Origin of the sequence: Psychroflexus salis, assembly GCF_014640175.1 — a bacterium.
Classification (GTDB): Bacteria; Bacteroidota; Bacteroidia; order Flavobacteriales; family Flavobacteriaceae; genus Psychroflexus; species Psychroflexus salis.
On the sequence record NZ_BMGL01000009.1, the window covers coordinates 137,628 to 152,408 of the forward strand.

General features: G+C 32.5%; 17 protein-coding genes and 1 other RNA gene. 12 read left to right on the forward strand and 6 right to left on the reverse strand.

Annotation, left to right across the window (positions count from 1 at the left end; genetic code table 11):
* Entirely contained in the window at positions 1-666 is a 666-nt protein-coding gene (locus tag IEV63_RS08915) for a TetR family transcriptional regulator C-terminal domain-containing protein (protein ID WP_188406450.1), read from the reverse strand.
* Positions 667-872: 206 nt separating this feature from the next.
* Between IEV63_RS08915 and IEV63_RS08920 the strand changes: the two genes are divergently transcribed.
* From IEV63_RS08920 to rny, 4 genes are all read left to right on the forward strand, one after another.
* Positions 873-1,163: a hypothetical protein gene (locus IEV63_RS08920; protein ID WP_188406451.1), complete on the forward strand. Its 291-nt coding sequence runs from the start codon at positions 873-875 to the stop codon at positions 1,161-1,163.
* A 10-nt stretch (positions 1,164-1,173) separates the two neighbouring features.
* Positions 1,174-1,464, forward strand: a complete 291-nt coding sequence (locus tag IEV63_RS08925) for a cell division protein ZapA (RefSeq protein WP_188406452.1) — start codon at positions 1,174-1,176, stop codon at positions 1,462-1,464.
* 58 nt (positions 1,465-1,522) lie between these two features.
* Positions 1,523-1,631, forward strand: a non-coding RNA gene (gene ssrS / locus IEV63_RS08930) — 6S RNA.
* Between the two features lie 50 nt (positions 1,632-1,681).
* The gene (rny, locus tag IEV63_RS08935) at positions 1,682-3,253 is read left to right on the forward strand and encodes a ribonuclease Y (protein ID WP_188406453.1); all 1,572 of its coding nucleotides are present in this window, start codon (positions 1,682-1,684) and stop codon (positions 3,251-3,253) included.
* A gap of 80 nt (positions 3,254-3,333) precedes the next feature.
* On the opposite strand, the gene IEV63_RS08940 is transcribed toward rny, so the two are convergent.
* Entirely contained in the window at positions 3,334-3,753 is a 420-nt protein-coding gene (locus tag IEV63_RS08940) for a nucleoside-diphosphate kinase (RefSeq protein WP_188406454.1), read from the reverse strand.
* A 149-nt stretch (positions 3,754-3,902) separates the two neighbouring features.
* On the opposite strand from IEV63_RS08940, the gene IEV63_RS08945 reads away from it, so the two are divergent.
* The 5 genes from IEV63_RS08945 to IEV63_RS08965 all read left to right on the forward strand — a co-directional run bounded on the left by IEV63_RS08945 (position 3,903) and on the right by IEV63_RS08965 (position 8,341).
* On the forward strand, positions 3,903-4,901 hold the full coding sequence (locus tag IEV63_RS08945) for a DHH family phosphoesterase (RefSeq protein WP_188406455.1): 999 nt from the start codon (positions 3,903-3,905) through the stop codon (positions 4,899-4,901).
* Positions 4,902-4,903: 2 nt separating this feature from the next.
* Complete coding sequence (gene gldI, locus IEV63_RS08950) at positions 4,904-5,440, forward strand: gliding motility-associated peptidyl-prolyl isomerase GldI (RefSeq protein WP_188406456.1); 537 nt, start codon at positions 4,904-4,906, stop codon at positions 5,438-5,440.
* Between the two features lie 16 nt (positions 5,441-5,456).
* On the forward strand, positions 5,457-6,506 hold the full coding sequence (locus IEV63_RS08955) for a peptidylprolyl isomerase (protein WP_188406457.1): 1,050 nt from the start codon (positions 5,457-5,459) through the stop codon (positions 6,504-6,506).
* A 71-nt stretch (positions 6,507-6,577) separates the two neighbouring features.
* Complete coding sequence (locus IEV63_RS08960; RefSeq protein WP_188406458.1) at positions 6,578-7,675, forward strand: esterase-like activity of phytase family protein; 1,098 nt, start codon at positions 6,578-6,580, stop codon at positions 7,673-7,675.
* A 63-nt stretch (positions 7,676-7,738) separates the two neighbouring features.
* Positions 7,739-8,341, forward strand: a complete 603-nt coding sequence (locus IEV63_RS08965) for a phosphoglycerate mutase family protein (RefSeq protein ID WP_188406459.1) — start codon at positions 7,739-7,741, stop codon at positions 8,339-8,341.
* Here the strand turns inward: IEV63_RS08965 and IEV63_RS08970 are convergent.
* Positions 8,331-8,927 (reverse strand): 3'-5' exonuclease, encoded by a 597-nt coding sequence (locus IEV63_RS08970; RefSeq protein ID WP_188406460.1) that lies wholly within the window; start codon positions 8,925-8,927, stop codon positions 8,331-8,333. The two genes, IEV63_RS08965 and IEV63_RS08970, sit on opposite strands and share 11 nt — an antisense overlap.
* The gene (locus IEV63_RS08975; RefSeq protein WP_188406461.1) at positions 8,927-10,846 is read right to left on the reverse strand and encodes a DUF294 nucleotidyltransferase-like domain-containing protein; all 1,920 of its coding nucleotides are present in this window, start codon (positions 10,844-10,846) and stop codon (positions 8,927-8,929) included. Before IEV63_RS08975 ends, IEV63_RS08970 begins: the two co-directional genes overlap by 1 nt.
* Positions 10,847-10,915: 69 nt before the next feature.
* Between IEV63_RS08975 and IEV63_RS08980 the strand changes: the two genes are divergently transcribed.
* Both IEV63_RS08980 and IEV63_RS08985 read left to right on the forward strand, forming a co-directional pair.
* Positions 10,916-11,083 carry a DUF8622 domain-containing protein gene (locus IEV63_RS08980; protein ID WP_188406462.1) on the forward strand — a complete coding sequence of 56 codons (168 nt, stop codon included), beginning with the start codon at positions 10,916-10,918 and terminating at the stop codon, positions 11,081-11,083.
* A 9-nt stretch (positions 11,084-11,092) separates the two neighbouring features.
* Positions 11,093-11,557, forward strand: a complete 465-nt coding sequence (locus tag IEV63_RS08985) for a hypothetical protein (protein WP_188406463.1) — start codon at positions 11,093-11,095, stop codon at positions 11,555-11,557.
* 56 nt (positions 11,558-11,613) lie between these two features.
* On the opposite strand, the gene IEV63_RS08990 is transcribed toward IEV63_RS08985, so the two are convergent.
* Positions 11,614-11,961: a carboxypeptidase-like regulatory domain-containing protein gene (locus IEV63_RS08990; RefSeq protein WP_188406464.1), complete on the reverse strand. Its 348-nt coding sequence runs from the start codon at positions 11,959-11,961 to the stop codon at positions 11,614-11,616.
* A 185-nt stretch (positions 11,962-12,146) separates the two neighbouring features.
* Between IEV63_RS08990 and IEV63_RS08995 the strand changes: the two genes are divergently transcribed.
* Positions 12,147-13,592 (forward strand): glyceraldehyde-3-phosphate dehydrogenase, encoded by a 1,446-nt coding sequence (locus IEV63_RS08995; RefSeq protein WP_188406465.1) that lies wholly within the window; start codon positions 12,147-12,149, stop codon positions 13,590-13,592.
* A gap of 317 nt (positions 13,593-13,909) precedes the next feature.
* Here the strand turns inward: IEV63_RS08995 and IEV63_RS09000 are convergent, their stop codons facing one another.
* Complete coding sequence (locus tag IEV63_RS09000) at positions 13,910-14,281, reverse strand: hypothetical protein (protein WP_188406466.1); 372 nt, start codon at positions 14,279-14,281, stop codon at positions 13,910-13,912.
* Positions 14,282-14,781: the final 500 nt, after the last annotated feature.

Sequence of the window (14,781 nt, forward strand, 5' to 3'; positions counted from 1 at the left end):
TTATCGGTTCATTTGTTCTTTGTAAAGAAATTTTCCAAAATCGAAAACTTTCTCTAATGGGGTGTTATCAAACACATCAAAAATGGTATTGACGGATTTTTCAATAGCTACATCGGTTTTTTCGAAATTAGGAGAAGTATCATCTTTCCAAAATTTCAACAAGAAAAGAAATTGAATCCAAGCACCTTCAGAGAAAACAGATTCGGAATTTTTTAAGAAATTAAATTTCTTATCGTCGTTATCGTCTTCTATTAATTCCTTAGCAAAAGATTTAATATTTTTCCTTAAACCTTTCAATTGATTCATGTTTTTCATCATGTCTTCGTGTTCAGCTAGAGCCATTAAAACATAACTTCGGTTAGCAGAAAGAATTTCAAAAAAAGTAAAGAAAAAGGTAAGCATTTTTTCACGGCTACCATATTGCGATACTTCTTCATTTTTGTGCATTAAAGAAGTGGTGTTTTCAAAAAAAGCTGTCCAAATTCCGTTGCGTAATGCTTCAAAACTGCCAAAGAATTGATAAAAATCATTTTCTTCAAAGTCATGGTCTTTAGCAAATTTATACACCGATTTTGGATATTTTTCGTGGGTTAAAACGTAATCCATGTATAAACTAATCAGTTTATGTTGGTCTAATTTTTTTTTGGTTTTAGTTTTAGCTGGCATAAAGAATCTTTTCTACAAAGATAGCCATTGTTTAATCTTTCGTTTAAAATGCTAAACAAATGTTTTGTTAAATTACCAAGGCAAAAATGGAGTTAAGATAGGTTTAAAAAGATTGTTATAAATTCAGAAATCATTTCTTTATAAAAAAGCAAAGATTTAGAATAAGAATGCTAAATTTGCATTGATGGTAATTTGTGTTGAAAAAAATGAAGAATACCTTAGCGTATATTGATTTACTAGAAGTTAGCATAAAAAAACTCATTGCCAAAAAACAAGAGCTTAGTGATGAAAATAAAAAGTTGAATGTTTCTTTACTAGAAATTGAGCATCATCAAAAAGCTTTATACAATGAGATTGAACGCTTGCAAAAGGAAAACCAGACGCTTAAAAACGCAAATGCCATTTTAGGTAGTACTGAATTTAAAAGGGAAACCAAATTAAAGATTAATAGTTTAATTAAGGAAATAGATCAGTGTATAATCCAACTTGCTGAATAAACTATATGCTATGGACGAAATACTTAAAATAAAGATTTCAATTGCAGATCGGGTTTATCCGCTGAGCATAAAAGCATCTCAGGAAGAAGGTTTACGTAAAGCCGCAAAAAAGATTGAAGCGGTTATAAAAAAATACGAACAAAGCTACGCTGTAAGAGACAAACAAGATGTTTTAGCAATGTGTGCATTGCAATTTGCAGCAGAAACTGAAAACAACAAGCTTCGAGAAACTAATGGTGATGAATCGATTAACTTAAAACTAGAATCTTTACATAATTTGGTGAAAAATAATTTGAATTAAACAACGTTCTTTACATATATATTAACAATACTGCCTGTATTAGTTCCTTTTTTGATAAACTCAACGCTTAAATAAATAAAAAGGGTGAGTTTCAATTGTAAAAGCATGCCTCCTTAGAGTGGATCCTTGATCAGTTGTGTAGCCCTAATCCTGTTTTAAAGGAGTTTATTTCAAAACTAAATACTAATACAGGCTTTTTTTATAACTAAATTTAACCATGGAGACAACCACTATAATTATTGGTGTAGTTGCTATAATAATCGGTCTTGCAGTTGGCTTTTTAATTGCTAAATCTGCCGAAAAAAACAAAGCAACAGGAACACTAGTTAATGCCGAAAAGGAAGCAAAACGAATTGTAAAAGATGCCGAAAAAGAAGGAGAAAGCATCAAAAAAGACAAGATTCTTCAAGCCAAAGAAAAGTTTATTGAATTGAAGGCTGAGCATGAAAAAGTAATTAATAATAAAGATAAAAAAATTGCTGATGCTGAAAATAGAATTAAAGACAAAGAGTCTAAACTTTCTAGCGAATTAGCTAAAAGCAAAAACCTCAGCACACAACTAGAAGCGAAAACTGAAGACTATAATAACCGTCTAGGTTTTCTTGAAAAAAAGCAAGAAGAAATTACAAAAGTGCTTCAGCAAAAAATAAAGCAACTGGAAGTTATAAGTGGTCTAAGTGCAGACGATGCTAAAGAACAACTTATGGAATCGCTTAAAGAAACTGCAAAATCTGAAGCCATGGCACTTATTCAAGACACGGTGGAAGAAGCTAAATTAACCGCGCAACAAGAAGCCAAAAAAATAATTATTAACACCATACAACGTGTAGGCACAGAAGAAGCAATAGATAATTGCGTTTCTGTTTTTAACTTAGAAAGCGACGATGTAAAAGGTAGAATTATTGGCCGAGAAGGAAGAAACATTAGAGCTATCGAAGCGGCTACTGGAGTAGAAATTATTGTAGACGACACGCCAGAAGCAATTATTTTATCTTGTTTTGACTCGGTAAGAAGAGAAATTGCTAGGCTATCATTACATCGTTTAGTAACCGATGGTAGAATTCACCCAGCTAGAATTGAAGAAGTTGTAAAGAAAACACAAAAACAAATTGAAGATGAAATAGCCGATATTGGTAAACGTACCATCATCGATTTAGGAATTCATGGTTTGCATCCAGAATTGGTGAAAGCAGTAGGAAGAATGAAATACCGATCTTCTTACGGTCAGAATTTATTACAACACTCTAGAGAAGTTGCCAATTTATGTGGAATTATGGCTGCAGAGTTAGGTTTAAACCCAAAACTCGCTAAGCGTGCTGGACTGCTACACGATATCGGTAAAGTACCAGAAAACGAATCGGAAACTCCACATGCTATCTTAGGTATGGAATGGGCAGAAAAATATGGTGAAAAAGCAGAAGTTTGTAATGCCATCGGTGCTCACCATGATGAAATTGAAATGAATTCACTATTATCTCCAATTGTTCAAGTATGCGATGCCATAAGTGGTGCGAGACCTGGTGCAAGAAGACAAGTTTTAGACTCTTATGTTAAGCGTTTAAAAGATTTAGAAGACATTGCTTTTGGTTTTAATGGTGTTAACAAGGCCTATGCCATACAAGCTGGTAGAGAGTTACGTGTAATGGTAGAAAGTGAAAAAGTTTCAGACGAAAAAGCGGCTGCTTTATCTTTCGAAATCTCTCAAAAAATACAAACTGATATGACCTATCCAGGACAAGTTAAAGTAACCGTTATACGAGAAACTCGTGCTGTTAACGTAGCAAAATAAGACCTAATTAATTGTATTAAAAAAGCCTTTTGCTAATTGCAAAAGGCTTTTTTAATTTTAATACAACTATACTCTACCGATTAAAATTGATCTCTTCCTGAAAAGTGAAAAGCAGCTTCAATTTCTGCATTCTCATCGCTATCGCTTCCATGAATAGCGTTTTCGCTAATTGAAGCAGCAAATTTTTTACGAATAGTTCCTTCTGCCGCATCTTCTGGATTAGTAGCTCCTATTAAGCTTCTAAAATCTTCTACAGCATTTTCTTTTTCTAACACAGCAGCTACAATCGGACCACGAGTCATATATTCTACAAGTTCACCATAAAATGGTCGCTCTTTATGAATTTCATAAAAAGTTTTCGCATCGTCTTCTGTCATTTGCGTTAGCTTTAAAGCCGCAATTCTAAACCCCGAAGATGTGATTTGTTGTAATATAGCTCCGATATGTCCTTTTTCGACTGCATCGGGTTTTAACATAGTAAATGTTCGATTTCCTGACATTTTCTTAATTTTAAATTTTGCGCAAAAATAGTAAATCCCTGAATATTAAAAACACATCTAGTAAAATCTTTAGCAACTGAAAAGTTTAGGATGGAGAGTTTAACCTTAGATTTAAAATTAAGATAGGATATTTTAGTATTATTGCACACATGGAAAATTTTAATGCACTTCAAAAAATATTAAGTACACCACAATCTATCTGTATAATTACCCATAAAAATCCAGATGGAGACGCAGTAGGATCTACGCTTGCTTTACAATTGGGCTTGCAGCAATTAGGCCACAAAGTTACAAGCATAGTTCCAAACGATTTTCCAGAATTTTTAAAATGGGTTCCACAGCAAGAACATATTTTACGCTACAATAAAAGTAAAAGTGAATGCGCAAATGCTATACAGGATGCAAATTTGATTTTTACACTCGATTTTAATGATTTTTCGCGATGTGGAGATGTAGCTGAAGAGTTTAAAAAAACAAAAGCTGATTTTGTGATGATAGACCATCACCAACAACCAGCAAAATATGCAAAATACACCTATAGCGATTCTAACATGGGTTCTACTTGCGAAATGATTTATCATTTTTTTGATCAATTAAATATACTTCACGTACTAAATAAAAACATTGCAACTTGTATTTATTTAGGAATTATGACCGATACAGGGTCTTTTCGTTTTCCAGCGACTACCAACATAACCCATCAGGTTATCGCAAAACTGATTGAAGCTGGAGCAAATAACACTGAAATCCACCAACAAACTTTCGATGTAAATTCGTTTGAACGTATGCAACTGCTTGGTGTAGCCCTAAAAAATTTAAATGTAATTTCAGAACAAAAAACGGCATACATTCACTTAAACAAAGAAGAATTAAATGCCCATAATTATCAAAAAGGAGATACTGAAGGTTTTGTTAACTACGCATTATCCTTACAAGGAATAGTATTTGCAGTAATTTTTATTGAAAGTTTAGATGAAGACTTAATCAAAATATCTTTTCGGTCTAAAGGCGAAGTAGATGTAAATTTATTTGCTAGAAAATATTTTAATGGTGGTGGACACAAAAATGCAGCTGGCGGAAGAAGCACTCAAAATCTTTCAGAAACCATTTCCTTTTTTAAAGAAAAGCTATCTTTACATCAATTTTAAAAATGAAAAAAGCGATATTTATTTGTTTTGTAACACTTTTGGCAGCTTGCAACAGCAAACAACCAGAAGCTAGAAAACCAATTAGTTACAATTCCGGTAGTTTTCTTGAAGCTTCAGCAACAAAGAACAAAGCTATGGCAGCTCAAGAAAAAAAAGCAATTCTACAAATTATAGAAAAAGATAAAGATGCCAAATACAACAATTCCAATAATGGATTTTGGTATACTTATAAAACAAAAGCTTCAGAAAGCGATACCATTTATCCTAAAAAAGGAGACCTAGTGGTTTTTGAGTACAACCTTATAGAACTTGATGGCGATACGATTTATACCACCGAAGAAATTGGAACACGCGAATACTATATTGACCAAGAACGAATTTTCTCGGGAATGCGCCAAGGCTTAAAACTAATGAGAGAAGGAGAAACCGTAACGTTTTTATTTCCTTCCTACAAAGCCTTTGGTTATTATGGCGATTTAGATCGCATCGGAAAAAATGTAGCCTTACAATCTACAGTAACTTTAAAATCAATAAATTAAAACTAAATATTCAATTATGCTTAAATTAAAAATTTTTGTTATGCTTTTTAGCATGGGGATTTTAAACACAGGATGCGATCCTTATCCTAATTTAGAAGAAGGTTTATACGCTGAGTTTGAAACTTCACAAGGTAATTTTACCGTTGAGTTACATCATGACAAAGCTCCATTAACTGTAGCTAATTTTGTAGCTTTAGCTGAAGGAACTCACCCACAAGTAGATAAAAAATATAAAGGAAAACTTTTTTATGATGGAATTATTTTTCACAGAGTAATCGAAAATTTCATGATACAAGGCGGCGATCCTTCTGGAACCGGTCAAGGTGGCCCTGGATACAAATTTGCAGACGAAGTTGATACAGGCTTAACCCACGATGCAGAAGGTATTTTATCTATGGCAAATGCTGGCCCAGGTACCAATGGCAGCCAATTTTTTATTACACTAGCTCCTACTCCACACCTAAACGGTAAACACAGTGTTTTTGGTAAAGTAGACAGCGGTATGGAAATTGTGAAAAAAATTGGTAGTGTTGAAACTGGCAAAGCAGACAAACCTACCGAAGATGTGGTAATTAAAAAAGTGAAAATTATTCGAAAAGGAAACGATGCCAAATCTTTTGATGCTTCTAAGATTTTTTCTGAAGAATTAGAGAAAATGGAAGCTAAAAAACAAGAAGCAATGGCTGCAAAACAAAAAGTATTCGACGAAGCTTCAGAAGGTTTTGAAGAAACAGCTTCAGGTTTGCGTTTTTTAATTACAAAAGCAAATGATAGTGGCAAACAAGTGAAAACTGGTGACCTAATTAAAGTACACTATACAGGTCAGTTTTTAGATGGTGAAATTTTCGATTCTTCTTTAAAAAGAGAAGAACCTATCAAATTTAATGTAGGCACAGGTAAAGTAATACCAGGTTGGGATGAAGGTCTGCAACTTTTAAAAGTAGGAGAAAAAGCTACTTTATTAATTCCAAGTGAATTAGCTTACGGCTCTCGAGGCGTAGGTCCAATTCCTCCAAATACTCCATTGAAATTTGAAGTTGAATTAATTGAAATTGTTGAAGATTAATTTACTAAAACTTAATACTAACAAAAAGGCGGCATATGGTCGCCTTTTTTATTTTGAATTATTTTTGAAGAATGAAAAAGATTCTTTTTGCACTTGTATGTAGTAGTATGTTTTCTTGTGCTGTTACCAAATTTCCTGAGCAAGAAATATATTCCTTGAAGCTTTTAGATGAATATATTATTCCAGCTGAAAGTTATTTTAATACTTATCAAATTGGTGGTTTATCGGGAATTGATTTTCACAATGACACTTTGTATTTAATCGACGATCGTTCTACAAAACCCATTATTTATACTGCCTATTTAAAAACTTCAAATCGAAAATTAGATAGCTTAATTTTTATAAAAAGTTTAAATTTAAAAGAAGCTGATAAAAAATTTGGTGAAATAGCTTTGGACTTAGAAAGTATTCGTGTGGGTAAAGAAAATACTTTTTGGTTGAGCAGCGAAGGAAACATTCACCAACAAAAAAACCCGAGTATTTTTCAAATTGATGCTATGGGAAATTTACGTAAAGAAATGAACTTACCCAACAATTTTAAAGTTAACGGAATTAATAGCCCGATTAATAATAGAGTATTCGAATCGCTTTCATGGAGTTGGAATCAAAATTTTATTTGGAGTGCTACCGAATTGCCCTTACAAAACGACGGCAAAAAACCACAACTTTATACCACATTTTCTCCAGTTCGATTTACACAATTTAACCCAGTAACTGGAGAAGCCCAAAAACAATTTATTTATGCATTAGATCGGATAGTTAGGTTGCCTTTGCTTCCGTTTTATGTAAATGGCATTACTGAAATTTTAAGCTTAAATGAATATGAATTTTTAGTGCTAGAACGAGCCTACTCAGCTGGAAGGGGAAAACATTCTAATCGTGTAAAATTATTTGTTACTAATTTCAAAAATGCTTCTAATACAATAGCCACTTCACATATTTCAAAAAAAGACAACTGGAAAATAGCCGACAAATATTTGTTACTCGATTTAAAAAAAATGCGAAAGCAACTCTCATCTAAACGAATCGACAACATTGAAGGTTTATGTTTTGGGCCTACATTAACCAATGGAAATCCAACTTTACTTTTTATTTCAGATAATAATTTCAATAGTTTTGGTAACCAAATCACCCAATTAATTTGGATGGAGCTTATTGAATTAGAATAATATTCAATACAATTTTAGATTTTAAAAAACCAATTTGCATATTTGCATATTAATACAAAGACAATGAAAAGAATGTTGATCCTAACATGTTTGGTTTTTGCTATGGCATGCCAGAGCGATAAAGAAGCACCCAAAGGATATATAAATTTTGAAACTCCAGAAGGTGTGCAACCTAAAGTTACCAATTATTACTTTATTCGCCATGCGGAAAAAGACTTAACAACCAAAGATGACCCACAGCTTACCATGAAAGGAGTAGAACGCGCGAGCTATTGGGGAGAATTCTTTAAGGATAAAGCTTTAGACCAATTTTACACTACCAAATACATGCGGAATTTTCAAACCATTATTCCCATTGTTCATTATTACAAAAAAAATCCTACAAATTTTAACGAAAATAGAGACAGCTTATTTTCTAAAGAATTCTGGCAAAACACCTATGGGAAAAATGCTGTAATTGTTAGTCATAGCAACACTACACCAGCATTTTGTAACGAAATTTTGCGAGAAGAAAAATATGCAGAAATCAGCGAAGAACAATACGGTAATCTGTACCACATTCAAATTGATGAACGTGGAAAAATAAAAGATACGCTTTTGTTTTTTGAAGAATTTGAACTTCCCGAAAACATCCGTAATCAAATTAGAGAGGGCTTTACTGAATAAGTAAACGCTGATATACTTGAGCCGTTAAAAAAGCATCGCCTAATGCAGTGTGTCTATCTTTTTTTGGAATATTAAATTCTGTACACAAATCGTCTAAACTTTTTTGAATTGGATGGTGAACGCCTTTAAATTTTGCATATAAATCGCTGGTATCTTCCACTTTATTTTTCAGATTAGGAAGATTTAGCTTTTTTAAGACAAGATTAATCATGTGAATATCAAATTGAATATGATGTCCTATAATTTTAGCACTTCCTATAAACTCAAGCAGTTGTTGTATAGCTTCAGCTTCAGTTAAATAATCATGCGATGAATTTTTTACAATTCCGTGAATAAGCACACTTTCTGCTGAGTTAAAATCTTGCTTTACCAACACAGAAAACTGGTCTTTAACACTAATTATAGTTTCATGCAAAGCTACAGCACCAATAGAAAGTATTTTATCTTTCGCGGGGTTTAAACCTGTCGTTTCAGAATCTAAAACCACAACTCGTTGCTTGTTTTTTTGTTGAAAAGCAGCCGCATAATCTTTCCAATAATCTGGATAATTAGAAGTATCGGTAAATATGTTTTTAAGCCAATTCATTATAAAAAATGTGTAAGTTGAAATCTGTTCTTCAATAAAGATTGAATTTCTTGAACAGGTTTAAAAGCTCTTTTTAATTTCATTTTATCATTTTTACTCAATTTAGAAAGATTGAGATACCTTCCTGATGTATTTTGCTTAAAACCTTCAACCGCTCTGAATTTAGATAATGTATGAAAACTTTTTATACAAGCTAAATACATCTCTTTATTTTGGGGCTCGAGTTTGGCAAGCTGCTCAAAACGTTCAACGGTATTGTTTTTTCCTTCAATGGCTTCCGCTAAAACTAAAATTCGTGCAGCATCGACTAAGGGCTGAATGGCTCTTGCTTTTATATCGAATTCATCTTTGTGTTTGCCATCATTTTCAATTAAAAACTGTCTAAAAAAACCCAGTGGCGGTGGATTTTTTAAAGCATCTTCACCTAGATAAGCAAAAAACATCTGATTGCCATTCACCTTTTTAAAAATATGTAACCTTAACTGAGTTGTTAAATTTTCATTTCCATATACCTTGGTAAAATCGAAAAAGATGCTACACATCATAATACTTTTGGATGAAGCATGATCTATCCATTTAGAAAACTGAGTTTTCCATTGTGTTAAACTCAAACAATACTTAGGATTACTTGCCATCATTTCGGCTGGACAATACACATATCCCAATTGATGCAAGACCTCGCTAACTTTTGTGGCTAATTGCAAAAAATAAGTTTGCGTAGCTTTATATTGATCTGCAGGCACATCTTCAAAAACCAATGCGTGGTCTTGGTCGGTTAACAAAATTTGTTCTCCCCTACCTTGGCTTCCAATTCCTAACCAAGTAAAGTTTACAGGCGATTTTCCGAGTTGATTTTCGGAAATTTCAATTATTCGGTGCATTAAATTTTGTGTAATTGCATTGCTCACTTTCATAATATGTGGCATGGGTAAAGCCATGTCTAAATATGCTTCTAGCAATCGACTTAAGGATTCGCGAATTCGTATTAACGAAGATGTTTTATGTACACGCTGAATTTGTTTTAGCAATGCAACAGGATTATTAGCTTGCGCAGTAACCACGTCATGTTCAGACAAGATACCTATGATTTTACTTTGGTTGGTACCATCTTGGGTTACACACAGATGACCTATTTTTTGTTGCAAAAGCAAGGTTTGGGCTTCTGCTACAGAAATTTCTGAAGAAACACAATACACAGGCTGAGACATAATTTCGTGAACTTTATCTGCAATTTGCATTTCTCCAGTAGCCACCCATTTACGAATATCTTTATCGGTAATAATGCCAACAGGAAGTTGGTTTTCTTCAATAAGTAATGAGCTAATGTTGTGTTCGTTCATTAACAGAGCTGCTTTTTGAACAGTAGCATTTGCCATAAGACAAATCGGGTTATTGGTATAAAAAGCCTGTTGAAAAAAATCCAATTCGGTTGTTTCATTTTCAGTTGAAGCATAATTAGTAGACAATAATTTTCCTTTTGCATCGGCAGCTTTTGGGTTTCTTGTATTCGATGCAAAACTTTCTAATAAAAATGTTTGTACCGCTTTATTTTCGAAAAGTATTTTTTTGAAAGCTTCAATAGGAATGCCGTACAAAACACATTCTTCTTTAGCTATGGCTTGCATTGCATAGGTTTGTTCAGCAAAAAAGGGACGTAAGCCCAATACATCGCCTTCATCGCAAATATCTATCCATTGCATGGTATTAGCATGTTGAGAGCTCAAACCAACAGCACCTTGTTGCACTACATAAAATTCGTTGTGTGCCGAATCTCCAATTTTAAAAACGAAATCTCGTTTAGGAATATAATGTACACGTACCTGTTCTGCTACAAAATAAAGTTCGTTTTTACTTAGCTCGTTAAATGGCGGGTACAACTTTAAAAAATCGGCAACTCGTTCTACAATTACATTTTCCATACTTTATATTCTAGTTAAAATTAGCCTATTCTATTTAAAACACGAATTACTTTTTCATTAATTTGAAAAATGAAAACAAAAAAATGTGCCGATTGTGATGAAAATCACTTAATTTTATACAGAATCCAAATTCAAAAATCAGGTAAATGGTTTTTTGTTTGTAAAAATTGCATTACAAAACACCAATCTAAATCTGCATATCGCTATGGCGGAACTTGGAATGGAAAACGGCATTAATTTACACTCATGACGAATAAACACAAAAGGCTTTTTTACATTTTTTATCTTGTAATTGCATTTTTATGTACTACAGAATTACATGCTCAAAATGAAAAATACGAGCAAGATGTTATAGAAGAAATTACTACATTTTTTAAAGGTTTAAATGCCAAAGACACAACACTAATTAAAACTACTCTTGCCAAAGAAGTAAGCTTAAGAAGTGTTTTAATTAAAAATGAAGATAAAATTCTAGTTACCGACAGCATCAGTTCTTTTTTAAGGCAAATAGGGATGTTGCCTAAAGATTTAATTATCTACGAAAAAGTAAGCAATACCAAAGTCAATATTCGGTTTCCGATGGCTTCTGTATTTACAGATTATGAATTTTTCATCAATAATGAGAAATCACACAGCGGAATTAATTTCTTCACCTTAGTTTATCTAGATGATGCCTGGAAAATTGTAAGTATTATGGATACACGAGAGTAAAAAACCTAGAAGAGTAAATTTCAAAAAAAAAACACAGGATTGACCTATGGTATTAGCTACTCTGAAATAGAATCTTGCTCAGCTTTTGCTTCAGCTTCAATTTTGGATGCTTCTTTTCGCGGTAAAACCTTCAAACTAACTTGCATCAGCTCGTTTTTATTGATGTCTTCTCTACCTAACTCATAACCATCAAGCTTAAAAATTAATTCGTCTCCACGAGATTTGGTGTTAATGGCAAAATAACCTTCTTCATTGGTATACGAATATAAATCAGTTCCCATTACTTGCACTAAGACTTCAGGCAAAGCTTTTCCGTTTTCAGCTTTTACTACACCTTCAATTTTTTGATTGTCTGAAGAACAAGCAAACAAAAAGCCAATACAAAATAAAATTGCGTATTTCATTATTTTTTTCTTCAAATATACAAGATACTAAAACGCTAATCCTAAAAATTTAGTATTCATTAGGATAAAAAATTAAACTTTTTAAGAAGTGAAAAATCGATAGAAAAACAGCACTAAACTTATTAACGAAAACGATTGAAATATATACATTTGCAAATAATTTTTATAAACTAAAAGCTTAACCAATGCCAAAAAACGAATACGAAAAGCAACTGCAACTGCAAGCAGATAAACGCAAAGCCAGTGTAAAATTGATTAGGAATATACACGAACTTTGGTATGACAAATCAATTGAGTTAGTGATTTTTAGAAACTCGCTCATTAACAAAAATGTTAGCGACATTTTAGATTTACATGAGTATGCGGGAAAATTTGTAGAAAAAAACATTTCTATTTATGACACCGTAGAATTGGCAGATGCTATTTTACAATTGAATTTACCACCAGCTAAACTCGACATTGGTAAGTTAGCTTACGAGTTTCATGCAGAAAACCCGAAGCATAAAAATGCTTTTGCTTTTGTAGCCGACAAACTTAAAGATGCAAAAAAACAGAGCAATATTAAACCACAAGATGTCGTTTTATATGGCTTTGGTAGAATTGGAAGGTTATTAGCTAGAGAGTTGATGACCAAAACAGGAAATGGTAGCCAAATGCGATTGCGCGCCATAGTAACCCGTGGTGAAATTACCAAAGATGTTCTCGAAAAAAGAGCATCGCTATTAAAAAGCGACTCAGTTCATGGTGATTTTTCTGCTACGGTAACTATTGATGCAGCAAATAAAGCACTACTAATTAATGGTACAAGTGTTTATTTTATTTCAGCAAACCAACCAGAAGACATCGATTATACCAAATATGGAATTCATGATGCTTTAATTATGGATAATACCGGTGCATTTAGAGATCAAGAAGCCTTGAGCCGTCACTTAAAGTCTAATGGAGCTAAAAGAGTAATTTTAACCGCACCAGGAAAAGGAATTCCGAATATTGTACATGGAGTAAACCATAAAGATGTTGATCCGAATAAAGAATTTATCTATTCTGCTGCGTCTTGTACTACAAACGCAATTACACCTGTACTATTTGCCATGGAAAAAAGTTTTGGGATAAAAGATGGCCATTTAGAAACCATACATGCCTACACAAACGACCAGAATTTAGTAGACAATATGCACAGTAAATACCGTCGTGGTCGTGCTGCTGCACTCAACATGGTGATCACAGAAACAGGCGCAGGTCAAGCCGTTGCAAAAGCTTTTCCAGCTTTGGATGGAAAACTAACTTCGAATGCTATTCGGGTTCCTGTTCCCAATGGTTCTTTAGCGATTTTAAAATTGAATTTAAAAAAGAAAACAAGTGTAAAGGCTATCAATACAAAATTGAAAGATTATGCACTAAACGGAGATTTAGTTGAACAAATTAAATATTCTATTGACAATGAGCTGGTTTCGAGCGATATTGTAGGCTCTTCTGCACCTAGTATTTTTGATAGTAAAGCAAGTATTGTGCATAAAAATGGAACAAGCGTAGTATTGTATGTTTGGTATGATAATGAATATGGCTACAGCCACCAAGTAATTCGTTTAGCCAAATATGTAAGTCAAGTTCGTAGATTTACTTATTATTAAGAAAGCTAGAGTTATTTTAATCAATCTTTATATTTAAAACCATCTCTAAATTTAGAGATGGTTTTTTTTTAGAAAGCCTATCTAAAGATTTACATTTAAGATTGTATTCTATTTCTTATATTGTAATTATTATATAGTGTATATTGTACACTGGCCAACATAAAATTTAAAAATAGTGAGATTAATGCTATATCTGTACTCCAAAGGCTAACCTTTGAGTTAGTATATTTATGCAAAATAAAACCTTAACCAAATCGCTATCAGGAGCAGATTTTAAGTTAGCATTTATCTTTATCTGCAAGAAGTTTAAGCATTTACTAGCATGTAATTAAACGCTCAAATTGGTTGTTATTGGTTTCATTTCCATCACAAAAAACAGGAAAGAATAGTATTAAACCACAGGTACCACCCATCGAATCTACTGTTATATTTTTGTTTTGCAAGAGCCCAATTCTGGTATAGTCAGTAGTATACCTATTGAGTATAATATATTCAATGTAAAATTTAAAATCAGTTCTTATTCTAAAGTAATTGTTTCTAATTCTTCCCTTAAGTTTTTTTGATTCTAAAAGAATTTCTCCTTTAAATAGTTTTGCTGAAATTTCTTTTTCATCAATAATTGATAGCTGAATAAAATAAATGTCCTTTTGTTCTTCCGTACAACGCATGGTTGTGTCAAAATGAAGCATTTCAGCCAAATTTCTCTAATTACAGTTATCCCGAAAAACAGCATAGTTTCCATTTAGTTGCTGGAGATCATCCCCATTATCTATTGATTCAGCTAGATTAAGTATTAGTAATTTTAAAAACTTGCGCAAGAAGTTAATACAAGACTCAAGATAACTGCTACTATAATCTGTTTCATTTTTTAAGAGTTTCAAACAATATAAACCTAAATTACTAAACTAAGCTTCCTTAAAATGAAAATTGTAAATGTTTATTAATATTATCTACCAAAAGATAAAACCGCTTACTTCAAAATGCTAAGTAATGGCTATCTAAGCATAAGCTTATCTAAGAAAAACACAAGAATTACTTATGTGCAAGACATAATTAAGTGAATTAAATTAAGAAGGAATTTATAAGTTTAGATTAAATATTAAAAAACAAAGTACAACATAAAGAATAACAACATAAATTATAAGTTATGATTTGCTTATAGTTGAAATAAACTTATTTGTTTTTATCG